19 protein-coding genes are annotated in these 22,225 nt (G+C 65.4%); 4 read left to right on the top strand and 15 right to left on the bottom strand.

Annotated elements, in window-relative coordinates; genetic code table 11:
- The first annotated feature begins 30 nt into the window (after positions 1-30).
- Positions 31-1,041 carry an AraC family transcriptional regulator gene (locus ACXHGZ_RS12090; protein WP_480460045.1) on the top strand — a complete coding sequence of 337 codons (1,011 nt, stop codon included), beginning with the start codon at positions 31-33 and terminating at the stop codon, positions 1,039-1,041.
- Between the two features lie 106 nt (positions 1,042-1,147).
- Here ACXHGZ_RS12090 and ACXHGZ_RS12085 read toward each other — a convergent pair whose 3' ends face one another.
- Positions 1,148-1,585 carry a carboxymuconolactone decarboxylase family protein gene (locus tag ACXHGZ_RS12085; protein WP_480460044.1) on the bottom strand — a complete coding sequence of 146 codons (438 nt, stop codon included), beginning with the start codon at positions 1,583-1,585 and terminating at the stop codon, positions 1,148-1,150.
- Between the two features lie 246 nt (positions 1,586-1,831).
- On the opposite strand from ACXHGZ_RS12085, the gene ACXHGZ_RS12080 reads away from it, so the two are divergent.
- Together ACXHGZ_RS12080 and ACXHGZ_RS12075 are read left to right on the top strand one after the other, a co-directional pair.
- Positions 1,832-2,290, top strand: coding sequence for a nucleoside deaminase (locus ACXHGZ_RS12080; protein ID WP_480460043.1), 459 nt, complete (start codon positions 1,832-1,834; stop codon positions 2,288-2,290).
- Positions 2,287-3,483 (top strand): CynX/NimT family MFS transporter, encoded by a 1,197-nt coding sequence (locus ACXHGZ_RS12075; RefSeq protein ID WP_480460042.1) that lies wholly within the window; start codon positions 2,287-2,289, stop codon positions 3,481-3,483. Before ACXHGZ_RS12080 ends, ACXHGZ_RS12075 begins: the two co-directional genes overlap by 4 nt.
- On the opposite strand, the gene pdxR is transcribed toward ACXHGZ_RS12075, so the two are convergent.
- From pdxR to ACXHGZ_RS12025, 10 genes are all read right to left on the bottom strand, one after another.
- Positions 3,476-4,909, bottom strand: coding sequence for a MocR-like pyridoxine biosynthesis transcription factor PdxR (pdxR, locus tag ACXHGZ_RS12070; protein WP_480460041.1), 1,434 nt, complete (start codon positions 4,907-4,909; stop codon positions 3,476-3,478). The genes ACXHGZ_RS12075 and pdxR overlap by 8 nt on opposite strands.
- Before the next feature lie 126 nt (positions 4,910-5,035).
- A complete protein-coding gene (gene glcF, locus ACXHGZ_RS12065) occupies positions 5,036-6,250 on the bottom strand; it encodes a glycolate oxidase subunit GlcF (RefSeq protein WP_480460040.1) in 1,215 nt (404 codons plus the stop codon).
- A 9-nt stretch (positions 6,251-6,259) separates the two neighbouring features.
- On the bottom strand, positions 6,260-7,312 hold the full coding sequence (gene glcE / locus ACXHGZ_RS12060) for a glycolate oxidase subunit GlcE (RefSeq protein WP_480460039.1): 1,053 nt from the start codon (positions 7,310-7,312) through the stop codon (positions 6,260-6,262).
- Complete coding sequence (gene glcD / locus ACXHGZ_RS12055; protein ID WP_480460038.1) at positions 7,312-8,811, bottom strand: glycolate oxidase subunit GlcD; 1,500 nt, start codon at positions 8,809-8,811, stop codon at positions 7,312-7,314. The genes glcE and glcD overlap by 1 nt, the downstream gene beginning before the upstream one ends.
- Before the next feature lie 143 nt (positions 8,812-8,954).
- Positions 8,955-10,187 (bottom strand): M20/M25/M40 family metallo-hydrolase, encoded by a 1,233-nt coding sequence (locus ACXHGZ_RS12050; RefSeq protein ID WP_480460037.1) that lies wholly within the window; start codon positions 10,185-10,187, stop codon positions 8,955-8,957.
- A 92-nt stretch (positions 10,188-10,279) separates the two neighbouring features.
- Complete coding sequence (locus ACXHGZ_RS12045) at positions 10,280-11,254, bottom strand: PDR/VanB family oxidoreductase (protein ID WP_480460036.1); 975 nt, start codon at positions 11,252-11,254, stop codon at positions 10,280-10,282.
- 62 nt (positions 11,255-11,316) lie between these two features.
- Positions 11,317-12,765 (bottom strand): NAD-dependent succinate-semialdehyde dehydrogenase, encoded by a 1,449-nt coding sequence (locus ACXHGZ_RS12040; RefSeq protein ID WP_480460035.1) that lies wholly within the window; start codon positions 12,763-12,765, stop codon positions 11,317-11,319.
- 48 nt (positions 12,766-12,813) lie between these two features.
- Positions 12,814-13,932, bottom strand: coding sequence for an aromatic ring-hydroxylating oxygenase subunit alpha (locus tag ACXHGZ_RS12035; RefSeq protein WP_480460034.1), 1,119 nt, complete (start codon positions 13,930-13,932; stop codon positions 12,814-12,816).
- A gap of 224 nt (positions 13,933-14,156) precedes the next feature.
- Entirely contained in the window at positions 14,157-15,755 is a 1,599-nt protein-coding gene (locus tag ACXHGZ_RS12030) for a BCCT family transporter (RefSeq protein WP_480460033.1), read from the bottom strand.
- 183 nt (positions 15,756-15,938) lie between these two features.
- Complete coding sequence (locus tag ACXHGZ_RS12025; protein ID WP_480460032.1) at positions 15,939-17,030, bottom strand: tartrate dehydrogenase; 1,092 nt, start codon at positions 17,028-17,030, stop codon at positions 15,939-15,941.
- Positions 17,031-17,128: 98 nt separating this feature from the next.
- Between ACXHGZ_RS12025 and ACXHGZ_RS12020 the strand changes: the two genes are divergently transcribed.
- Positions 17,129-18,040 (top strand): LysR family transcriptional regulator, encoded by a 912-nt coding sequence (locus tag ACXHGZ_RS12020; RefSeq protein ID WP_480460031.1) that lies wholly within the window; start codon positions 17,129-17,131, stop codon positions 18,038-18,040.
- Between the two features lie 128 nt (positions 18,041-18,168).
- Here ACXHGZ_RS12020 and ACXHGZ_RS12015 read toward each other — a convergent pair whose 3' ends face one another.
- From ACXHGZ_RS12015 to ACXHGZ_RS12000, 4 genes are read right to left on the bottom strand one after another with little or no spacing between them, the layout of a single operon-like run.
- A complete protein-coding gene (locus tag ACXHGZ_RS12015; protein WP_480460030.1) occupies positions 18,169-19,317 on the bottom strand; it encodes an ABC transporter ATP-binding protein in 1,149 nt (382 codons plus the stop codon).
- Between the two features lie 19 nt (positions 19,318-19,336).
- Entirely contained in the window at positions 19,337-20,146 is an 810-nt protein-coding gene (locus ACXHGZ_RS12010) for an ABC transporter permease (RefSeq protein ID WP_196154367.1), read from the bottom strand.
- A 5-nt stretch (positions 20,147-20,151) separates the two neighbouring features.
- Positions 20,152-21,069, bottom strand: coding sequence for an ABC transporter permease (locus ACXHGZ_RS12005; protein ID WP_480460028.1), 918 nt, complete (start codon positions 21,067-21,069; stop codon positions 20,152-20,154).
- Positions 21,066-22,091 (bottom strand): polyamine ABC transporter substrate-binding protein, encoded by a 1,026-nt coding sequence (locus ACXHGZ_RS12000; RefSeq protein WP_084853550.1) that lies wholly within the window; start codon positions 22,089-22,091, stop codon positions 21,066-21,068. The genes ACXHGZ_RS12005 and ACXHGZ_RS12000 overlap by 4 nt, the downstream gene beginning before the upstream one ends.
- Between the last annotated feature and the right edge of the window lie 134 nt (positions 22,092-22,225).

Below are 22,225 nucleotides of genomic sequence, written 5' to 3'. Positions count from 1 at the left end.
GCCACCCAGCATAGACAGTGAAAACCAGCCATGCGCGATAGCGATTCGGTCGCGGTGTACTTTCTCAACGCCATGCTGCACAGCCTGCGCGAGCGCCCCGACGAGCGCGATGCCTACCTGCGCGCGGTGGGCATCGACCCGGCAGTGCTCGCCCAGCCCCAGGCACGGGTGCCGGCCAAGGCCTTCGCTCAGCTGTGGCTGGAGCTGATCCATGTGCTGGACGACGAGTTCTTCCACCTGGACAGCCATGGCATGCCCATCGGCAGCTTCGCGCTGATCTGCCGTGGCCTGATCCAGGAGCCCACCCTGGAAAAGGCCCTGCGCCAGTGTCTGGGCAATTTCGCCTTGTTCATGCGTGACCTGCGCGGCGGGTTCTCGGTGCGAGGTGGCCGGGTGGTGATCAGCGTGCAGTCGACCATCGCCGACCCGCTGACCCGGGTGTACGCCGAGGAGACCTTCCTGGTGCTGGTGGTCGGCTTGCTTTGCTGGCTCGCCGGGCGGCGCATCGCCATCGACCGTACCGAACTCGCGGTGGCCCGCCCGGCCCAGGAGGACGACAGCCTGCTATGGGGGCCTGACCTGCGTCTGGGCAGCGGGCGTACCGAGGTGGAGTTCGACAGCGCCTACTTGCGCCTGCCGGTGGTGCAAGACCTGGCCGCCCTGAAAACCTTCCTGCGCAGCGCCCCCCAAGGGCTGGTGATCCGCTTTCGCAACCAGAACGGCCTGGCGGCGGTGGTCTATCGCCACCTGCGTGCCCGGCGCTACGGCCAGTGGCCGACCCTGCAGGCCATGGCCGAGCAGCAAGGCATCAGTGCCAGCACGTTCCGCCGCCAGCTGGAGCGGGAAGGGCGCTCATACCAGCAGATCAAGGACGAGGTGCGCCGGGCCATGGCCTTCGAGCGCTTGCGCGAAGGGGTACTGAGCATCGCCGAGATCGCCGAGCAGGCCGGCTTCCAGGAGCCCAGCGCCTTTCATCGAGCCTTCAAGAAGTGGACCGGGTACAGCCCGGGCAGCTATCGGGCGCGATTGGCCGGGCGCTAGTGGGTTGGGGCCGCTAGGCGGCCCTTCGCGGCGCAAGGCCGCTCCGGGTAGCGCTGCATTCAATGGTAGGAGCGGGCTTGTCCCGCGATTGAGCCCGCTCGGTCCGTCAGGCCGGCACCATGGCAAAGCCCACGCCGAAACGGTTCCAGGCATTGATGGTGGCGATGGCCAGGGTCAGGTTGGCTACCTCTGCCGGTTCGAAGTGCGCCTGCAGGGCTTCGTACTCCGCCTGTGGCGCGCCCCGCTCGGGGAGGCGGGTGAGGCTTTCCACCCAGGCCAGGGCGGCGCGTTCGCGTGGGGTGAAGTACTGGGTCTCGCGCCAGGCGCAAAGGGTCTGCAGGCGGGCTTCGGTTTCCCCGGCCTTGCGCGCATCGTTGGCATGCATGTTGATGCAATAGGCGCAGCCGTTGATCTGCGAGGCGCGCAGACGGATCAGTTCGAGCAGCGAGTTTTCCAGGCCGCTGTTGGCCAGGGCCTGCTCCAGGCCGATCATGGCTTTGTAGGCTTGCGGGGCGTGCTTGGCCCATTCGATACGGTCGTGCATGGTGGACTCCGGTGTGAGGATGGATAGTGTTCTCGGCCGCGGTGCAACCGATCGCGGGACGCGCCCGCTCCCACTGGGACATACCTTAGCGCCGTGGCGATGGATCGCCCGATAGCCAATCTTCGGTTTTGCCAGGGGACCAATCGATCCATTCAGGTGGCCACTGACCTGCATCCAATCTCTTCATTTTGGCGCGCCTGGCCAAGGCGGGATAATGACCGGGTCTTGCACCCGGAGAGTCCAACGATGTCCGATGAACGTTTCATGCGCGAAGCCCTCGACCTGGCCCGCGCCAACATCCAGGCCGGCGGGCGCCCGTTCGGTGCCGTGCTGGTGTACCAAGGCAAGGTGCTGGCCCGTGCCGTCAATGAGATCCACAGCACCCAGGACCCGACCACCCACGCCGAAATGCAGGCGATCCGCAAGGCTGCCCAGGCCTTGGGGCAACCCCGCCTGGAGGGCGCCGAGATCTATGCCAGCGGCCATCCGTGCCCGATGTGCCTGGCCGCCATGCACCTATGCGGCATCGAACGGGCCTGGTTCGCCTATGACAACGACGAAGGCGAGCCCTATGGCCTGTCCACGGCGGCCGTATACGCACAGATGGCGCGCCCGCCTCAGCAGCAGAGCCTGCCCCTGAAGCCGCTCAAGCCTGCCGGCGAGACCGACCTGTACCTTCAATGGAAGCAGGCGCACCAGGCATGAGAGGCGCACTGAACCTGTTGTTGGTGCTGCTGTTGGCACTGAACCTGCGGCCGATCCTCACCAGTATCGGCCCGCTGCTGGAACCCATGCGCGCCAGTACCGGCCTTGGCTACCAGCAAGCTGCCCTGCTGACAGCGCTGCCGGTGCTGTGCATGGGCCTGATCCCCTTGCTGCAACCCTGGTTGCGCCGCTGGCTGAGCGAGCATGGCGGCATGCTCATGGGGCTGGCGGCGATCGCCCTGGCGTGCCTGTGGCGCCTGCAGCTCGACAGCGCCTGGGCGCTGATCGCCAGTGCGGTGTTGGCCGGGCTGGGGGTGGCTGTCGTCCAGGGCATGATGCCGGGCCTGGTCAACCGTTGGTTCCCCACGCGCTTGGCGACCACCATGGGCTTGTATTCGGCGGCCTTGATGAGCGGAGGCGGCCTGGCCGCGGTGCTCGGGCCTTCGATCAGCGAGGCCAGCGGCCGCTGGCAGGCCGGCCTGGGCGTCTGGGCACTGCCCGCTGTGCTGGCGGTGCTGGCCTGGCTGGTGCTCAGGCCACGGCACAACACGCCGAAGCTGGCCGGCGGCGGCGGTGGGCATTGGTTTGGCAACCGTCGGGCCTGGCTACTGGCCAGCTACTTCGGCCTGATCAACGGTGGCTACACCAGCATGGTGGCCTGGTTGCCGGCCTACCATATCGAGCATGGCGGCACCGCCCAAGGCGGTGGTGAGCTGGTGGGCCTGATGACCATCTTTCAGGTCACCGGCGCCTTGGGCCTGCCGCTGTTGCTGCGCAGCCTGGCGGACCGTCGGCCAGGCCTGTGGCTGGCGTTGTCGATCCAGTTGCTGGGCTTCCTTGGCCTGCTGCTGGCACCGACCCTGGCCATGGGCGTCTGGGTGGCGATGATCGGCCTTGGCCTGGGAGCGTGCTTCAGCCTGAGCCTGACCTTGACCCTCGAGCACCTGAAGAAGGACCCCGCGCAAGCGGGCAGCCTGGCTGCGTTCGTCCAGGGCATCGGTTTCATCATCACCGGTGTCGTGCCGTACATCACCGGTTGGCTGCGTGATGTGACCGGGGACTTCCAGGCCTCCTGGACATTACTGGCCATCACTGTGGTAGCGATGCTGCTGGTGACTGTGCGCTTCGTCCCACGGGGCTATGCCAGCGCCATTGCCCGCCCTGGGCAAACGGTGCAGGCGACGGTCAGCTGAGGCCCTGCAAGGTATCGCGGACCCGGTCCAGCGCCGGGTCGATGTCCAGCAGTTCGATGGCCCCGAAGCCGAACAGCAGCCCCGGGCGCACCGGGGCTTCGCTGAAGAACGGGGCCAGTGAATAGAGACCCACTTCGACCTTGCGCGCCAGGGTTACCAGCAGTTCCACATCTATCCCGGGCCTTGCCAGCGCACTGAGGTGAAAGCCTGCGTTGGCCGGCACCGCGGTCAGCCAGGGCGCGAGGTCGCTGCCCAGGCGTGCCAGGATCCGTTCGCGACGGGCGCTGTACACCTCATGGCAGCGGCGGATGTGTTTATTCAGGTGCCCCTCGCTGATGAAACGCGCCAATGCCCATTGCTGCAGCGGCGGGCTGTGCCAGTCGGTCAGGTGCTTGGCTGCACAGGCCGCTCGCAACACGCTTGGCGGCAGCACGGCATAGCCCAGGCGCAGCTCCGGTAGCAAGGTCTTGGAGAAGGTTCCGACATAGGCCACCAGGCCGTGTCGGTCGAGCCGCTGCAAGGCATCGCTGGCAGGCCCCTGGTAGCGGAATTCACAGTCGTAGTCGTCTTCGATGATCAGGGCCCCAAGCCCGGCCGCGCGGGCCAGCAAGGCGGTGCGGCGCCGCTCGCTCATGGGCATGCCCAAAGGGAACTGGTGCGAGGGCGTCACGTAGATCAGCCGCGTGCCATCGGCGATCTGTTCCACGCACATGCCTTCATCGTCCACCGGCACCGCTTGCACGTGCGCGCCCAAGGCCAGGAACAGCTGGCGCGCCGGGGGGTAGCCGGGGTCTTCCATGGCCACCTGGCAGCCCGGTTCGATCAGCACCCGGGCGATCAGGTCCAGGGCCTGTTGGGCGCCGTTGCACACCAGTACATCCGCTGCACTGCAGTGCACACCGCGGGCGAAGGCGATGTGGTGGGCGATGGCTTCGCGCAGTTCCGGCAGACCCTGGGCGGGGAAGTGCCGCTGGGGGTGACGTTGGCTGCGCCGCAGGGCGTATTGCAGGCAACTGCGCCATTGGTCGAAGGGAAACTGCGCCTTGCTCGAAGCGCCGCCGACGAAGTCATGGCGCGAGGGCGCCTCCTGGGCCTGCCCGGCCAGCACCGTGGCGCGCTGCTGCCAGCGTTGCAGCGTATCGGCGGCAGCCAGGGGGATGGGCTGGGCGTCGCTGGCCTGCAACGGCTTGCGCGGGGTGATGAAGGTACCGCGGCCGACCACGCCGCTGAGCAGGTTGTCGTAGGTCAGGCGCGAATAGGCTTCGGCCACGGTCTTGCGTGACACGCCCAGTTGTTCGGCGAGCAGGCGGGTGGGCGGCAACTGGGTGCCGGCGGCCAGGTGGCCGCTGTCGATGCCGGCCCGTAACTGTTGGTAGAGCTGGTCGGCCAGGCCTTTGCGGCCTTGCAGGCGGATGTGCAGTTCCATAGGGATGTCCGGAGTACAGGATGATCGAAGCTTCGGGTTTTGCGGGCCTGGGTGCAAGAGGCCGGTCTGCTCCGTTCTGTCCCCAAAGGACTGCCTCACGCTGACATGGCGGGACTGGGCGGTCGCTCAAAGGGCAGCCTCGACGATTTCGATCCAATGGCGCACCGGTGTGCGCCCGGCGCTGCCCAGGTGTGCCTGGCAGCCGATGTTGGCGGTGGCGATGACCTCGGGGTGGCCGCTTTCCAGGGCTGTGAGGCGCTCGTCCCGCAGCTGGCGCGCGAGGGTGGGTTGGGTCAGCGAATAGGTTCCTGCCGAGCCGCAACACAGGTGGCCGTCGGGAACCGGCGTCACGGTGAAGCCCAGGCGGGTTAGCAACTGCTCCACCGCGCCGCCAAGTTTCAGGGCATGCTGGAGCGTGCAGGGGCAATGGAAGGCCAGACGCTGTTCGGCGCACACGCCCAGGCGCTCGACCGGCTCGGCCTGTATCACTTCCACCAGGTCCCGGGCCAGGGCACTGACCCGGGCAGCCTTGGCGGCGTAGCGTGGGTCGTTTTCCAGCAAGTGGCCGTAATCGCGGACGAACGCCCCGCAGCCGCTGGCCGTCTGCACGATCGCCTCGACACCGGCTTCGATCGCCGGCCACCAGGCGTCGATGTTGCGGCGGGCACGTGCCAGCCCTTGTGCCTGGGCATTGAGGTGATAATCCACGGCGCCGCAGCAACCGGCGTCCCGGGCCGGCTCGACACTGATGCCCAGGCGGTCCAGCAGGCGTGCCGCGGCGGCATTGGTGTTGGGTGACAAGGTCGGCTGCACGCAGCCTTCGAGCAGCAATACGCGGCGGGCATGGCGCGGTGCCGGTCGTTCACCGGGGTGGGGCACCTGGCTCGGCAACTTTGCCTCGACCGTTGCCGGTAGCAGTGGGCGCAGAGCCTGCCCAGCGCGAACGAGCGCCGCGAACAGTGCAGGACGCGGTACCACGGCACGCAAGCCCTGGCGCAGCAGACGTTCGCCCAAGGGGCGCGGGGTCTGTTGCTCGACCACGGGGCGGCCGATGTCCAGCAGGTCGTGGTACCTCACGCCCGAAGGGCAGGTGGTTTCGCAGTTGCGACAGCTCAGGCAGCGGTCCAGGTGCAACCGTGTGCTGGCGCTGGCCGGCATGCCTTCGAGCACTTGCTTGATCAGGTAGATGCGCCCGCGTGGCCCGTCCAGCTCGTCGCCCAGCACCTGGTAGGTGGGGCAGGTCGCGGTGCAGAAGCCACAGTGCACGCAACTGCGCAGGATGCGCTCGGCTTCGTCGGCACGGGCCAGGCGCTTGGCGGCATCGCTCAGGTTGGTTTGCATGGTTTCGCCTCACAGGTCCGGGTACAGGCGCCCTGGGTTGAAGATCCCCTGGGGGTCGAGTTGGTGCTTGAGGGCGCGGTGGTAGCGCATCAATGCCTGGGGCAAGGGCGACATGCTGTCGTCGCCGGGGGCGTAGGCAGTGGCATGGCCGCCCACCTTGGCGACCTGCTCGCGGATCAATGTCGCAGGGGCTGAAGATTTCAACCAGCGCTGCGCGCCGCCCCAATCGATCAACTGCCGGCCAGGCAGGTCGAGTTCGCCGGTAATGGTCGGCAGCGATAACCGCCACAACGGCGCGGGGTCGTCGAAAAACGGCAGCCGCTGCTCGCGCAGGTCTGTCCAGAACTGGCTCGCAACCGTCTCGCCCCCCAAGCGCTGGCTTGCCGACAGCACCGACCCTTCACCGCCCTCCAGGCGCAGGTAGAGTGCCTGGCCGTCGTGGCAGGCGGCACTGATCGGCAGCGGCTGCTGGCCCCATTCGGCCAACTCGGCCAGGGCCTGGCGTACCGTCATCTGCAGGCGCAGGCTCAGGCACTGACGGGGGCGCGGCAGCACCTTCAACGACACCTCGGTCAGCAGGCCCAGGCAACCGAAGCTTCCCGCCAACAGCCGGGACACATCATAGCCAGCGACGTTCTTCATCACCTCGCCACCAAAGCGCAGCAGCTTGCCATGGCCGGTGATCACCCGGGTGCCCAGCACATAGTCCCGTACCGAACCGGCCCAGGGCCGACGTGGGCCCGACAAGCCTGCCGCGACCATCCCACCCAGGGTGGCGTTGGGGCCCAGGTGAGGGGGTTCGCACGGCAGCATCTGCCCAGCTTCGTGCAGCGCTGCTTCGATCTGACGCAATGGCGTGCCGGCGCGGGCGCTGATCACCAGTTCGGTGGGGTCGTAATGGACGATGCCGCGATGTCCGCGGGTGTCGAGTATCTCTCCGGCGACCGGGCGGCCGAGCATGGCCTTGCTGTTGCTTCCCTGGATGCGCAACGGAGTGTCCATCGCCAGGGCCTGGTTGACCTGTTCCAGCAGGCTTTCGCTGAGGTCACGATCCTGGTCCATCAGAAGCGCTCCAGGTCGGGGAAGGGCAGTTGCCCGTGATGCACGTGCATCGCACCGAATTCGGCGCAGCGCTGCAGGGTGGGGATGTTCTTGCCTGGGTTGAGCAAGCCGTTGGGGTCGAATGCCGCCTTCACCGCATGGAACAGGGTGATTTCGTCGTCATTGAATTGCACGCACATCTGGTTGATCTTCTCGCGTCCGACACCGTGCTCGCCGGTGATGCTGCCGCCCACCGCCACGCACAGCTCGAGGATCTTGCCACCGAGCGCTTCGGCGCGCTCCAGCTCGCCGGGCAGGTTGGCATCGAACAGGATCAACGGGTGCATGTTGCCGTCGCCGGCATGGAACACGTTGGCCACCCGCAGGCCATAGGCCTCGGACAACGCGGCGATGCCCTCGAGCACCCTGGGCAGTTCACGGCGGGGGATGGTGCCGTCCATGCAGTAATAGTCGGGCGAGATACGCCCTACCGCAGGGAAGGCGTTCTTGCGCCCGGCCCAGAAGCGTGCACGTTCGGCTTCGTCGCAGGCCAGGCGCACGTCACGGGCACCGGCCTGGCGCAGCACAGCATCGACCCGTTGGCAATCGTCCTGCACGTCGGCTTCGACGCCGTCCAGTTCGCATAACAGAATGGCCGCAGCTTCCACCGGGTAGCCTGCGTGGATGAAGTCCTCGGCGGCGCGGATCGCCAGGTTGTCCATCATTTCCAGGCCTGCGGGGACGATACCGGCGTCGAGGATGCCGGCCACTGCACGGCCGGCGTCCTCGACCTTGTCGAAGCTGGCCAGCAGCACCCGCGCCACCTGGGGCTTGGGCAACAGCTTGACGGTGACTTCGATGACGATGCCGAGCATGCCTTCTGAGCCGGTGAACAGGGCCAGCAGGTCGAAGCCGGGGCTGTCCAGCGCGTCGCTGCCCAGGGTCAGGTGTTCGCCTTCGAGGGTGAGGATATCGACCTTGAGCAGGTTATGGACGGTCAGGCCGTATTTCAGGCAATGCACGCCACCGGCATTTTCCGCGACGTTGCCGCCGATCGAGCAGGCGATCTGCGACGAGGGGTCTGGTGCGTAGTACAGGCCATGTGGGGCGGCGGCCTGGGAAATGGCCAGGTTGCGCACACCGGGCTGGATCCTGGCGTAGCGGCCTTGCGGGTTGACCTCGAGGATGCGATTGAAGCGCGCCATCACCAGCAGGATGCCTTGCGCCAAAGGTAGGGCGCCGCCGGACAGGCCGGTGCCGGCGCCGCGTGCCACCACGGGGACGCCGCGCCGGTGGCACAGGCGCAGCAGGGCCTGGACCTGCTCGATGCGTTCGGGCAGTACCACCAGCAACGGGACGGTGCGGTAGGCCGAGAGACCGTCGCACTCGTAGGGCTTGAGGTCTTCGGTGCGGTGGAGGACCTGAAGGTCCGGCAGGGTGCTGTGCAGTTCGGCCAGCAATTGGGCCTTGTCGACCGTGGGCAACGGGCCATCAAGGCGGTCATCGTAGAGGATGTTCATGTGTCGTTCGCCGAATGGTTCTTGTCATGGCTGTACCGGCCCAATCGCTGGCAAGCCAGCTTCCACAGGTGGCGGTGTCTCTGAAGCAGTGCTGGCCCGGTGGGAGCCGGCTTGCCGGCGATTGGGCGGCTAGGCAACGCCCCTCACTGCGCCAGGCGCCGGATCATCGCCACCGTCAGGTACAGCCGTGGGGCGATGCTGGCGAGCTCGATGTATTCGTCCTCGGCATGCAATCCGGCACCGACCACGCCCATGGTCTCCAGCACCGCCGGCTTGGCGCTGCCGGGCACATAGGCATAGCCAGCGTCGGTGCCGAAGCGCATGGCGATGGGTTCGAGGGTGTGGTCGATCTGGCTATACAGCTCCCGGGCCGTTTCGGCCAACTGGCGGGAGCCTTCGTTGCGGGCCAGGGGTGGGCGGCCTTTTTCCAGGGTCACGGTGGCCTGGGTGTCCTCGACCAGGTGTTTTTGTGCGATACGCTTGGCATCGGCCGCCACCCGCTCGGTTTCGCTGAGGTCCGAATAGCGCATGTCCGCTTCCGCGCTCGCCAGGGCCGGGATGATGTTGGCTTTCTCGCCAGCCTTGGCCAGGGTCCAGTTCACTGTGGTGCCTTTGCTGGCATCGCCCAGGTCCTTGAGTTGGAGGAGCTGGTGAGCCAGTTCGGTCAAGGCGTTGCGACCTTGCTCGGGGGCGGAGCCGGCATGCGAGGAGCGCCCTTTCACTTCGAGCTTGAGGCGGTTGATGCCGTTGGTGGCGACGGTCACCGCGTCTTTGTCTGGCGGCTCGTAGGAAAAGACATAGTCATGCTCGCGGGCGAGCTGTGCGATGAGCTGTTTCGAGCCTGCCGAGCCCATTTCCTCGTCCGGGTTGAACAGCACGGTGAGGGTGCGATAGCCCTTGAACTGCTGGTCCTGCAGCAGCTTGAGCGCATGCAGGATCATCGCCACGCCGCCCTTGGCATCGGCGACGCCCGGGCCATAGGCGCGCTCGCCTTCCACCCGGAACGGCCGCTTGGCCACGGTGCCTGGGCCGAACACCGTGTCGTAGTGCACCATCAGCAGAAAATCCTTGCTGCCGTTGCCTTTGAATGTCCCGACGATGTTGTCGCCCACCGACGGCTTGGCCGGGCTGGTGTGCACCTCGGCACCCAGGGCCTTCAGGCGCTTGGCCAGTTCGGCGCCGACCTGGGCCAGGCCGGCTTGCGTACCGGTACCGGTATCGACCGACACCAGGGTCTTGAGGGTGGCGAGGTAGGCCGGTTGCTCGGCCTGGGCCTGCGTGAGCAGGTCCTGGGGGGAGGATTCGGCGGCGAGCGCCGGGGAGCAGGCGATGCACAGCGCCAGGGCCATGGCATGGGGCGGGCGTGACAAAAGCATGGGCTTGGGCCTCTTTTCCTTGTGGTCAAGAGGTACAGCCTAGACCACTGCGCGCGGTGCCGGCCCGCAGGCGGGCACCGGCGCAGTCGGTGTTACAGGTCGAGCACCAGGCGGGCGCTGCGGGCGCGGGACACGCACAGCATCATGGTTTGCTGCGAGGCTTTTTCCTCATCGCTCAGATACTGGTCGAAATGCTCGGCCTCGCCTTCGAGAATGGCCGTCTCGCAGGTGCCGCACACGCCTTCACGGCACAGGCATTCGACCTTGGCAGCCTTGGACTTCTCGATGGCCTGGAGGATGGTCATGCCTTCCTCGACCTGGAGTTCCGTGCCGGACTTGGCCAGTACCACGGTGAACGCGGCACCGGCGGCAGGTGCTGCAGCGGCGAACTGTTCCCAGTGTACGCGCGATTCGTGGATGCCTGCGGCGGCGGCAGTGGCGATCACCGCATCGATCAGCGGCTTGGGCCCGCACACGTACAGGTGCGCATCATCGGCCAGGCCCGCACATAGGCCGGCCAGGTCCAGCTTGCGGTCCAGGCTGTCGATGTAGAAACGGGTGCTTGGCGCATGGGGGCCGTTTTCCAGGTCAGCCTGGAAGGCGCCATGTTCCGGCGCGCGGAAGGCGTAGTGCAGTTCGTAGGGAGTATCGCTGCCTTCGAGTTCATGCAGCTGCGCCAGGAACGGGGTGATGCCGATGCCGCCGGCGATCAGCACATGGCGGCCAGCCGACGGGTCGAGGGCGAACAGGTTGTTGGGGGTGGAGATGGTCAGTTCGCTGCCCACCTCGACCTGGTTGTGCATGAACGCCGAGCCGCCCTTGGACTGCTCTTCCAGGCGCACGCCGATCTGGTAGCGGGAGAGGTCGCGCGGGTCGCTCATCAGCGAATAGGCGTTGCTGAACTGGTTGCCGCAGGCCGACTGCATCTGCACGATCACGTGGCTGCCGCCGGTGAAGGCGGGCAGGGCGGCGCCGTCTTCGCGGGCCAGGGTGAAGCGCTTGATCAGCGGCGTGGCCTGTTCCACGTCGGTGACTCGCACCTTGAACATTTCGTATTGCTTGGCCATGGTTCACCTCGACTTGCAGCACACGCGGCAGGCCCTGCCGCGTGGCACGGATACTGGCCCGCTCAGACGGCGAGGCACAGGTACTTGATTTCCAGATAGTCCTCGATGCCGTACTTGGAGCCTTCGCGGCCCAGGCCCGATTGCTTGACGCCACCGAAGGGCGCGACCTCGTTGGAGATCAGCCCGGTGTTGATGCCGACCATGCCGTACTCCAGGCGCTCGGCCACGCGGAACACGCGGGCCAGGTCGCGGCTGTAGAAGTACGCCGCCAGGCCATATTGGGTGGCGTTGGCCAGCGCGATCACTTCGTCGTCGGTGGTGAAGCGCACCAGCGCGGCCACCGGGCCGAAGATCTCTTCCTGCAGCAGCTCCATGCCGGGGGCGATGTCGGCCAGCACGGTCGGCTCGAAGAACTGCCCGCCCAGCCCGTGGGCCTTGCCACCGAGCAGCACGCTGGCTCCTTTGCCAACGGCGTCGTCGATCAGGCTGCGCACCTTGGCCACGGCCTTGTCGCTGATCAGCGGGCCGATCTGCGTGCCTTCGGCATTGCCGTGGCCGACCGCCAGGGCGCGTACGCGCTCGACGAAGCGCTGGGCGAAACGCTCGTAGACGCTGTCGTGTACATAGAAACGGTTGACGCACACGCAGGTCTGCCCGGCGTTGCGGTACTTGGCGATCAGCGCGCCGTCGACCGCAGCGTCGATGTCGGCGTCATCGAAGACGATGAACGGCGCGTTGCCGCCCAGCTCCAGGCTGACCTTCTTGATGGTTTCTGCGCATTGGCCCATGAGCAGGCGGCCCACCGGCGTGGAGCCGGTGAAGCTGAGCTTGCGCACGCTCGGGTGGCCGGTGAACTGCGCGCCGATGGCCGGGGCATCGCCGGTGACCACGCTGAACACGCCGGCCGGGATGCCGGCGCGCTCGGCCAGCTCGACCAGGGCCAGGGCACTGAACGGGGTTTCGTTGGCCGGCTTGACCACGATGGTGCATCCGGCGGCCAGGGCCGGGGCGACCTTGCGGGTGATCATCGCCGCCGGGAAGTTCCATGGGGTGATCGCGGTGCACACGCCGATGCCTTGCTTGATCACCAGCAGGCGTTTGTCATTGGCAGGGCTTGGGATCACGTCGCCGTAGATGCGCTTGCCTTCTTCGGCGAACCACTCGACGAAGGAGGCGGCGTAGCGGATCTCGCCCAGGGCCTCATGCAACGGCTTGCCCTGTTCGCGGGTCATCAGCAGGGCGAGGTCCTGCTCGTGCTCGAGCAGCAATTCGAACCAGCGGCGCAGGATGTTCGCCCGTTCCTTGGCCGTACGGCCACGCCAGTCGGCCAGGGCCGCCTCGGCCGCTTCGATGGCGCGCACGGCTTCGGCGGCGCCCATCAGCGGTACATGGCCGAGCAGCTCGCCACTGGCCGGGTCGTTGACCGCTAGGGTCTGCTGGCCGTCGGCATCGCACCAGCGCCCGGCGATATAGGCCTGCTGGCGGAACAGCTTGTTGTCTTGAAGTTTCACGCAAGGCTCTCCGAAGGCCGCCGACCGTCGGGCCGGCGGCCGGGTGCATCAGTCCAGGTGGGCGACGGCGATCAGGTTGTGGAAGTGGGCTATACCGTGTTCGCTCACACCGCTGCGCTGCTGGTCGACCATGATCCGGCCCTGGCCGCGGTAGCCGCGGGACTTGAGGCCTTTCTGAACGCTTTCCACCAGGCGCAGGTCTTCCGGGCGGAAGACTTCGCGGTACCAGTCGATCAGCTTGAGCTGCTCTTCGGTGAGGTCCTTGTTCAGGAAGTAGATGTCATAGTGTTGCAGGGTGGTTTCGGCATCGACCGGGAATTCATAGATCACGGTCATGAAATTCGCCCCTGGCGGCACGTTGAACATGGTGCACGGCCAGGCCCAGAAGCCGGCGAAGGACGGGTCCTTGACCGATTCGTCGAACTTGAACGACTGCTCCGAAGGCTTGGCCAGGCCGTACTGCAGGGTCCAGTTGCCATGCAGGCTGTGGTTGTACTGGCCGACGTCCACCGAGTCGGAGAAGCCTGGGTGGGCCGGGGCGCAGTGGTAGCACTCCAGGTAGTTGTCGACGATCGACTTCCAGTTGGCCGGGGTGTCGCTGACGAAGCGCGCGGCCAGGTGCAGGTCGTCGATCACGGCGCAGGCTTCGCGCATGCGCTTCTGCAGGCCTGGCAGCTGGTCTTCGACGCTGCCGGCATCCATGTCCATGTTGATGAAGATGAAGCCTGCGTATTCTTCGACGCGCAGCTGCACCAGGGTGGAGTTCTCCTTGTCGAAGCTGGCGACGTTCTCGCAGTTGCGGGCGTGCGCCAGCTCGCCGTCGAGCTTGAAGGTCCAGGCGTGGTAGGGGCAGGTGATCACGTTCTTGGCCTTGCCGCTGCCTTCGAGCAGCTGGTGGCCACGGTGCGGGCAGACGTTGTAGAAGGCTCGCAGCACGTCATCGCGACCACGCACGACGATGATGCTTTCACCGATCACCTCGCGGGTGATGTAGGCGTTCTTTTCGGCGACTTCGCTGCGGTGACCGACGCAGATCCAGCTCTTGGCGAAGATCGCTTCCTTCTCGTGCTCGAACACCGCGGCCTGGGTGTAGAAATTGGCCGGAAGGGTGAAGGCTACTTCAGGGTTGGCGCAGAAATCGGCGGGCAGGCGTTTGAAATCGTTCATGGCTCTATCTCGGTTTTACTTATTGGTTAACGCGTATCTGTTGGTTAACAGTTCGGGCAAAAAAATTTGGAACTTGCAGGCTGCTTTATGGGCAACGACGTCTTGCCTGCACTGGCCCTACCGCTGGCGAGCCAGCTCCCACACGACGCCTGCTTCCCACAGGAGTGGCGGGTTGCCGAGGCCCTGTGGGAGCCGGCTTGCCGGCGATAGAGGCGTTACTTTCCTTAATGCACGGCAGCAGTGCTGCGTGGTGCTTGCTCGGCCGGCTCCTCACCAGCCAGGCGCGCGGCCTCTTCCTCGATCCGGTAGGCCGGAACCTGGCCGTAGTCGGCGGCCAGCCACTTGAAGAAGCCGTAGATCTTCACCAGCAGGATCAGCATGAAGGGGATGGCGGTGAGCACCACGGCGGTCTTCATGGTCGACAACGATGCCTTGGCGAACAGCATGGCCAGCGGCACCAGGGTCAGCACGATGCACCAGAACAGGCGCAGGGTCGGGCTCGGGTCCTCGCCTTCGCGCAGGTTGCGGGTGCTGGTGGCCGCTACGGCATAGGCCGCCGCGTCCATGTGCGAGGCGCAGAATACCGCCATGATGAACAGGTACACCGCCAGGAACAGCGTGCCCCATGGCAAGGCCAGCAACAGGTCGGTCACCGCCGCTTCGCCACCGACGCTGCTGAGCAACTTCGGTACATCGATCTGGCCGTTGATGAATTGGTGCATGCTGTAGCTTTCCAGGGCGCCGAAGAAGAACCAGCACCCGAAGCTGCCACCCATCAGCAGGGCGAACACCACTTCCTTGATCTGCCGGCCGCGCGACACCCGGGCGACGAACATGGCCACGCCCGGTGCATAGGACACCCACCACAGCCAGTAGAACACGGTCCAGTTACGGGTGAAGGCACCATCGCCGGCAGGGTCGGTGAACAGGCTCATGTGCACGTACTGCTGGATCATCAGGCCAATGGCATTGGCGGTGTTGTTGACCGTGAACTGGGTCGGGCCGACCAGCAGCACCACCACGGCGAACAGCAGGGCGCCCACGCAGACCATCTTCGACAGGCGTTGCAGGCCGCCGTCGATGCCGATGTAGGAGCTGAGCGAGAACAGCAGCGCCACCGCACCGATCACCATCAGTTGCACGGTGAAGGTGTTGGGGGTGCCGGCAAGGTCCGACAGGCCGCGGGTCAGGGTGGAGGCGGTCAGGGCCAGGGAAACGGTCAGCGCGCCCATCATGGTCAGCAGGAAGATCAGGTCCACGGTGCGGCCGATGGGGCCGGTGGCCTTGAAGCCGGTGACTGCCTCGATGATCGAGGCCAGGTTCAGGCCGCTCTTCTTGCGTACATGGAAGTGGTAGGCCATGGCCAGGGACGCCAGGGCATAGATCGACCAGGCGCTGATGCCCCAATGGAAGAAGGAGTAGCTGACGCTGTATTCCAGCGCCTGGGCCGACATCGGCGCGATGTTCAGGCCGGGCGTCTGGTAGTAGTAGGCCCATTCCATGACGCCCCAGTACAGGGTCGAGGAACCCATGCCGGCGCAGATGAACATGAACACCCAGGTCGCGGTGGAGTATTCGGGCTTGCCGGCGCCCAGGCGAATATTGCCGTACTTGCTGAACGCCAGGTACAGCACGGCCAGGGAGCTGCCGAAGACCAGCACCTGGACGCTGGTGCCGAAGGTACGGGTGGACAGTTCGAACAGCTGGTTGGCCATGCGTTCCGATTGCTCGGGGAAGGCAGCAAGGCCGATGACGGTGAGCAGTACGGCGATCAGGCTCACAGTGATCAGGAATACATCAATCTTTTTATTCTTGTGGGACATCAATTGTCTCCTGGAGCGTTTGGAATGCTAAGCGCTTGGGAAATCCTTGTCAGGTATAGCTTTTTCCTCGTTTTGTTAACCTAAAGTTTACGCATATCTTTTGGTTAACGAAGTGTGCATTGAATTGTCACGTACTGCAAGCCGACTGTCTGACAATCCTGACAGTCGGCCCAGGTTTATCGATTAAGCGCCCAGCAGTTCGGCGATGGCCTGACCTACTTCCTGCGTCGAACGGCTGCCGCCCATGTCGCGGGTGGTATCGCCGTTGGCGATGACCGTCTCGATGGCCTTGAGAATGTCGTCATGGGCGGCCTGGTAACGGGCATCGTCGCCGTCCTTGCCGAGGAACTCGAGCATCAGTGCGCCGGACCAGATCATGGCGATCGGGTTGGCGATGTTCTTGCCGTAGATGTCCGGTGCCGAACCGTGGACCGGTTCGAACAGCGACGGGAACTTGCGCTCGGGGTTGAGGTTGGCCGACGGCGCGATGCCGATGGTGCCGGCGCAGGCCGGGCCCAGGTCGGAGAGGATGTCGCCGAACAGGTTGGAAGCCACCACCACGTCGAAGCGCTCCGGTTGCAGCACGAAGCGGGCGCAGAGGATGTCGATGTGCTGCTTGTCCCAGCTGATCCCTGGGTAGTGTGCGGCCATCGCGGCGGTGCGTTCGTCCCAGTAAGGCATGCTCACGGCCATGCCGTTGGATTTGGTCGCCGAGGTCACGTGCTTGCGTTCGCGGGTCTGGGCCACGTCGAAAGCGTACTTGAGGATGCGGTCGACACCGCGGCGGGTGAACACCGACTCCTGCAGCACGAACTCGTTCTCGGTGTTCTCGAACATGCGACCGCCCAGGGACGAATACTCGCCCTCGGTGTTTTCGCGGATCACCACGAAGTCGATGTCGCCAGGGGCCTTGTTTGCCAGCGGGCAGGGTACGCCAGGGAACAGGCGCACCGGGCGGATGTTCACGTACTGGTCGAAGTCGCGGCGGAACTTGAGCAGCGAGCCCCACAGGGAGATATGGTCAGGTACCTTGTCCGGCCAGCCGACAGCGCCGAAGTACAGGGCGTCGAAGCCCTTGAGCTGCTCGAACCAGTCGTCGGGCATCATCTTGCCGTGGGCCAGGTAGTAGTCGCAGCTGGCCCACTCGAAGTATTCGATCTCAAGGCTCAAGCCGTGCTTGCGCGCGGCCGCTTCGACCACGCGGATGCCTTCGGGGAGGACTTCGTTGCCGATGCCGTCTCCGGGGATGGCGGCGATTTTGAAGGTCTTGCTCATGGGGCGCACTCGCTGTTCTGGGTAACGGATGCAGGCCATGCTATAAGGACGTGTTCCGGAGATAATCCGGTGATTCATCAATTCTTGGTGCACGAATCGTGAATAATCTGCCGAACCTGGACGACCTCGATATCTTCCTGCAGGTGGCGCGCCGCGCCAGCTTCGCCGCGGTGGCGGATGAGCGGGGAATGTCTGCGGCCTTCGTCAGCAAGCGCATCCGCCTGCTCGAGGAGAACCTCGGCGTGCGCCTGCTGCACCGCACCACTCGACGGGTGACCGTGAGCGAGGAGGGCGAGCGGGTGTACCAGTGGGCGCAGCAGATCTTCGAAGCCCTGCAGCGTATGGACGACGACCTCAATGCCGGCCAGCGCGAGCCTGCTGGGCAACTGCGTATCGCCAGTAGCCTGGGCCTGGGCCGGCGCTTCGTGGCGCCGGCGCTGTCGGAGCTGGCGGCGCGCTACCCGAAGCTGGACATCCGCCTGGATGTGCACGACCGCCTGGTGGACCTGATCGCCGAAGGGGTGGACCTGGACATCCGGGTCGGCAACGTCATCGCCCCGAACCTGATCGCCAAGCCGCTGGCACGCAACCGACGGGTGCTGTGCGCGGCCCCCCAGTACTTGGCACGGCGCGGTACGCCGAAAAGCCTGGCGGACCTGGCCAGCCATGATTGCCTGGTGATCAAGGAACGTGACCACCCCTTCGGTGTGTGGCACCTGGAGGGCCCCGATGGCGAAGAGAGCGTACGGGTGACCGGTGCGTTGTCGAGCAACCATGGCGAGGTGGCGCACCAATGGTGCCTGGATGGGCGGGGCATCCTGTTGCGTTCATGGTGGGACGTGCACGACAACATCGCCGACGGGCGCCTGGTGCAGGTGTTGGAGGATTACCAGCAGGCCGCGGATATCTGGGCGGTGTACACCACGCCCCTGGCTGGCTCCGCCAAGGTGCGGGTGGCGGTGGAATTCTTCCGGCAATACTTTGCCGAGCGGTATCGGTTGCCTGCGTAGGCAGTTGGTTTTTCCGTTGCTTTCACCGCTCCATCGCGGGACAAGCCGCTCCCACAAAATGCAGCACAAGCTTCAAGAAATGCGCTGCCCCTGTGGGAACGAGCTTGTCCCGCGATGGGGCGATGTGATCAATGGGCGCCCGCGGCCTTGTTCAAGTCGCTTTCGGCCCACTCGGTGTAGGTGCAGGCATCGGCCACTGCCCAACGCACCTTCACGCTGTCGCCAGGCTGCATCGCCATTCCTGCCGCCGACAGGGCCTTTACGGTCATTTCCGTGCCTCCTGCGGTCAGCACATGGCAGGTCTGGCTTTCGCCGAGGAACAGGACCTCCAGCACCTTGGCCGAAACCTCGTTCCAGCCTGCCGGCAATACCTCGCGCGTCGCCTGGTCGGCCGTCAGGGCCAGGGCCTTCTCCGGACGTACCATGATCAGCGCATCCTGGCCGACCGTCAGCCCGGCGGTCAGGCGGATCGCCAACGACTGCCCCTCGAAGCTGGCCGCGCCGTTGGCGGTGGCCTTGACCCGAAGGAAGTTGGAATTGCCCAGGAACGAGGCGACGAAGGCATTCGGTGGGTTCTGGTACAGATCGAAGCCGCTGCCCAGGCCGACGATCTTGCCATGGCTGAAGATCGCGATGCGCTGGGACAGGCGCATGGCTTCTTCCTGGTCGTGGGTCACGTAGACGATGGTGATGCCCAGGCGTCGGTGCAGCTGGCGCAGCTCGTCCTGCAGGTCTTCGCGCAGTTTCTTGTCCAAGGCGCCGAGGGGTTCGTCCATCAGCAGGATGCGTGGCTCGTACACCAGCGCCCGGGCAATGGCCACACGCTGCTGCTGGCCACCGGAAAGCTGCGCGGGGCGGCGATGGGCGAACTGCTCGAGCTGCACCAGCTTGAGCATGGCGTCGACCCGCTTGGCGGTCTCGGCGGCACTGTGCTTGCGGATCGCCAGGGGAAAGGCAATGTTGTCGCGCACCGACAGGTGCGGGAACAGCGAGTAGCGCTGGAACACCATGCCGATGTCGCGTTTGTGCGGCGGCACCTTCACCAGCGACTGGCCGTCGACCAGGATCTCGCCGCTGCTGGGTGTCTCGAAGCCGGCCAGCATCGACAAGGTGGTGGACTTGCCCGAACCGCTGGAGCCGAGGAAGGTCAGGAATTCGCCGTCCTGGATGTCCAGGCTGATGTTGTCCACGGCGGCGAAGTCACCGTAGTGCTTGTTCAGGTTGCGCAGGCTGACCAGGGTCTTGGCGGGCGCGGCATCTTTGATCACTGCACTCATTGTTATTGTCTCCGAGCGCTCAGGCGCTGACTTCGTTGCGCCGGCGCAAGGCGGCGGCGATGACCATGACCAGGACCGACAGGCCGATCAACAACGTCGAGGCGACGGCGATCACCGGGGTCAGGTCCTGGCGCAAGGTGGTCCACATCTTCACGGGCAGGGTCTGCAGGGTGGGGCTGGCCATCATCACGCTGAGCACCACCTCGTCCCAGGAGACCAGGAAGGCGAACAGACCACCGGCGATCATCCCCGGGCGGATCGCCGGGAAGGTCACCTTGAAGATCGCCTGCAAGCGCGAGGCGCCGCAGATCACCGCGGCGTCCTCGATCGATTGGTCGAACAGCTTCAGCGAGTTGATGATCGAGATGATGGTGAACGGCAGGGCGACGATCACGTGGCTGACCACGAAGGAAAACAGCGTGCCGGTGTAGCCGAGCTTGAGGAACAGGGCATACACCGCCACGGCGATGATCACCAGCGGCACGATCATCGGCAGGGTGAACAGGCCATAGAGCAACTCGCGGCCCGGGAAACGCCCGCGCACCAGGGCGAAAGCCGTAGGCAGGCCCAGCAGCACGGCGCACACGGTGGTGAGCACGGCGACCTTGAGGCTGGCCAGGGCGGCGTCCATCCACTCGGGGTTGGAGAAGAACTGTTCGTACCATTTGAAGGTCCAGCCCGGGGGCGGGAATACCAGCCACTGGGACGAGCCGAACGACAGCAGCACGATGAACAGGATCGGCAGCAACAGGAAGGCCGCGATCACCCCGGTGGTCAGGTACAGGCCCGTGCGCAGCGGCCGGCCCATGGCATTGGGAGTCAGGAGCATGGCGTTTACCTCGCGTTGCCGACCGGGGATTCCGGCTGCAGCTTCAGGTAGAAGTAGAAGAGCACCAGGGTGATCAGCACCAGCAACGCAGCGGCGGCGCTGGCCAGGCCCCAGTTGAGGAACGACTGCACCTGCTGGACGATGAATTCAGGCAACATCATGTTCTGCGCGCCGCCGAGCAGGGCGGGTGTCACGTAGTAACCGAGCGACATGACGAACACCATCAGCGCACCGGAGAACAGCCCCGAGCGGCACAGCGGGATGAACACCTTCCAGAAGTTGGTCCAGGGGCTGGCACCGCAGATGGAGCCGGCTTGCAGCACCATCGGGTCGATGGCCTGCATGGTCGCCTGCAGCGGCAGCACGATGAACGGGATCATGATGTAGCTCATGCCGATCACCACGCCGGTGAGGTTGTGCACCATCTCCAGCGGCGCATCGATGATGCCGAGGGCCATCAACACCTTGTTGATCACCCCCGAGGCCTGCAGCAGCACCAGCCAGGAGTAGGTGCGGGCCAGCAGGCTGGTCCACATCGACAACAGCACGATGTTCAGCAACCAGCGGCCCCAGCCTCGCGGCACCAGGGTGATCGCCCAGGCCAGTGGAAAGCCCAGTAGGACGCTGATCACGGTCACCAGGCCGGCCACGGAAAAGGTGTTGAGCAATACCCGCGTATAGGCTGAGTTGGCGAACAGCTGCTCGTAGTTGCCCAGCCCCGGTACCGGTTCCAGCACGCCGCGCAGCAACAGGCCGATCAACGGCGCGAAAAAGAACAGGCCAAGGAACGCCAGGGCCGGCAGCAGGTTGCGGCTGCCGCGCCAGCGTTGGCTCAAGGTCGGGCGGCGCACGGCCGCCCCCGGCGAGCCGGTGCCGCTGGGGGCACCTTGCGCGTTGTGCAGGGCATTGATGGCGACTTTCATTTGACCAACCACTCATTCCAGCGGGCCGCGATGGCCTGGCCGTTCTTCGCCCAGTAGGCGAAGTCGAGGGTCACCTGGTCCTGGGCATAGGCAGTCGGCAGGTTCGGGGCGAGCTCGGGCTTGAGCTGGGCGATGCTGTCAAGGTTGACCGGGGCGTAGGCGGTCAGGTTGGCGAAGTCGGCCTGGCCCTTGGCGCTGCTGGCGTTGGCCAGGAACTTCATGGCCGCGTCCTTGTTCTTGGCGCCCTTGGGGATGACCAGGAAATCGGCCATGACCAGGTTCTGCTTCCAGCTCACACCCACGGGTGCGCCATCCTGCTGCAGGGCGTAGACCCGGCCGTTCCAGAACTGGCCGAGGGAGGCTTCGCCGGAGGCCAGCAACTGTTGGGACTGGGCACCACCACCCCACCAGACGATGTCCTTCTTGATGGTGTCGAGCTTCTTGAAGGCGCGGTCCAGGTCCAGCGGGTAAAGCTTGTCGGCCGGGACACCATCGGCCAGCAAGGCCAGTTCGAGCACGCCTGGGCTTGGCCACTTGTACAGGGCGCGTTTGCCTGGGTAGGTCTTGGTGTCGAACAGTGCCGTCCAGTCGACCGGCTTGTTGGCGCCGAGCTTGCCCTCGTTGTAGCCGAGCACGAAGGAGAAGAAGAACGAGCCCACGCCATGGTCGGAGACGAAGCGCGGGTCGATGCGATCACGCTGGATGGCGGTGAAGTCCAAGGGCTCGAGCAGGCCTTCGCTGGCGGCGCGCAGGGCGAAATCGGCCTCGACGTCGACCACGTCCCATTGCACGTTGCCGCTCTCGACCATGGCCTTGAGCTTGCCGTAGTCGGTGGGGCCGTCCTGCACGACCTTGATCTTGGTGCTGTCGCTGAAGGGTTCGGCCCATGCCTGTTTCTGGGCGTCCTGGGTGGTGCCGCCCCAGCTGACGAAATTCAGGCTGTCGGCGGCCAGGGTGGCTTGGCAGGCCAGGGACAGCAGGCTGGCGGACAGCACAGCGGTGACTCGTTTGCTTAACAGCATGGTTGACGCCCTCATGATCTTGTTATTCGAGCGGGCTTCCTGTCGCCCGCCATGTAGTGGGGGAGCAGCTATCCAACGATGTCGCTTGGCCAGTTGTTGTCAGTGTAGGTGGCCAAGAATTCAAGGTCTACGGG

This window comes from Pseudomonas shiyinii, from assembly GCF_056725765.1.
The sequence above is the reverse complement of the archived record's forward strand: the minus strand, read 5'-3'. Positions and strand labels throughout refer to the sequence as shown.

Excerpts from the sequence above, each read along its gene's own strand:
- pdxR (WP_480460041.1), bottom strand. The coding sequence starts at position 4,909 with ATGGAACTGCACATCCGCCTGCAAGGCCGCAAAGGCCTGGCCGACCAG.
- ACXHGZ_RS12015 (WP_480460030.1), bottom strand. The coding sequence starts at position 19,317 with ATGAGTGCAGTGATCAAAGATGCCGCGCCCGCCAAGACCCTGGTCAGC.
- ACXHGZ_RS12045 (WP_480460036.1), bottom strand. The coding sequence starts at position 11,254 with ATGGCCAAGCAATACGAAATGTTCAAGGTGCGAGTCACCGACGTGGAA.
- ACXHGZ_RS12010 (WP_196154367.1), bottom strand. The coding sequence starts at position 20,146 with ATGCTCCTGACTCCCAATGCCATGGGCCGGCCGCTGCGCACGGGCCTG.
- ACXHGZ_RS12030 (WP_480460033.1), bottom strand. The coding sequence starts at position 15,755 with ATGTCCCACAAGAATAAAAAGATTGATGTATTCCTGATCACTGTGAGC.
- ACXHGZ_RS12000 (WP_084853550.1), bottom strand. The coding sequence starts at position 22,091 with ATGCTGTTAAGCAAACGAGTCACCGCTGTGCTGTCCGCCAGCCTGCTG.
- ACXHGZ_RS12085 (WP_480460044.1), bottom strand. The coding sequence starts at position 1,585 with ATGCACGACCGTATCGAATGGGCCAAGCACGCCCCGCAAGCCTACAAA.
- ACXHGZ_RS12005 (WP_480460028.1), bottom strand. The coding sequence starts at position 21,069 with ATGAAAGTCGCCATCAATGCCCTGCACAACGCGCAAGGTGCCCCCAGC.
- glcF (WP_480460040.1), bottom strand. The coding sequence starts at position 6,250 with ATGCAAACCAACCTGAGCGATGCCGCCAAGCGCCTGGCCCGTGCCGAC.
- ACXHGZ_RS12090 (WP_480460045.1), top strand. The coding sequence starts at position 31 with ATGCGCGATAGCGATTCGGTCGCGGTGTACTTTCTCAACGCCATGCTG.
- ACXHGZ_RS12075 (WP_480460042.1), top strand. The coding sequence starts at position 2,287 with ATGAGAGGCGCACTGAACCTGTTGTTGGTGCTGCTGTTGGCACTGAAC.
- ACXHGZ_RS12080 (WP_480460043.1), top strand. The coding sequence starts at position 1,832 with ATGTCCGATGAACGTTTCATGCGCGAAGCCCTCGACCTGGCCCGCGCC.
- ACXHGZ_RS12050 (WP_480460037.1), bottom strand. The coding sequence starts at position 10,187 with ATGCTTTTGTCACGCCCGCCCCATGCCATGGCCCTGGCGCTGTGCATC.
- ACXHGZ_RS12035 (WP_480460034.1), bottom strand. The coding sequence starts at position 13,932 with ATGAACGATTTCAAACGCCTGCCCGCCGATTTCTGCGCCAACCCTGAA.
- glcE (WP_480460039.1), bottom strand. The coding sequence starts at position 7,312 with ATGGACCAGGATCGTGACCTCAGCGAAAGCCTGCTGGAACAGGTCAAC.
- ACXHGZ_RS12025 (WP_480460032.1), bottom strand. The coding sequence starts at position 17,030 with ATGAGCAAGACCTTCAAAATCGCCGCCATCCCCGGAGACGGCATCGGC.
- glcD (WP_480460038.1), bottom strand. The coding sequence starts at position 8,811 with ATGAACATCCTCTACGATGACCGCCTTGATGGCCCGTTGCCCACGGTC.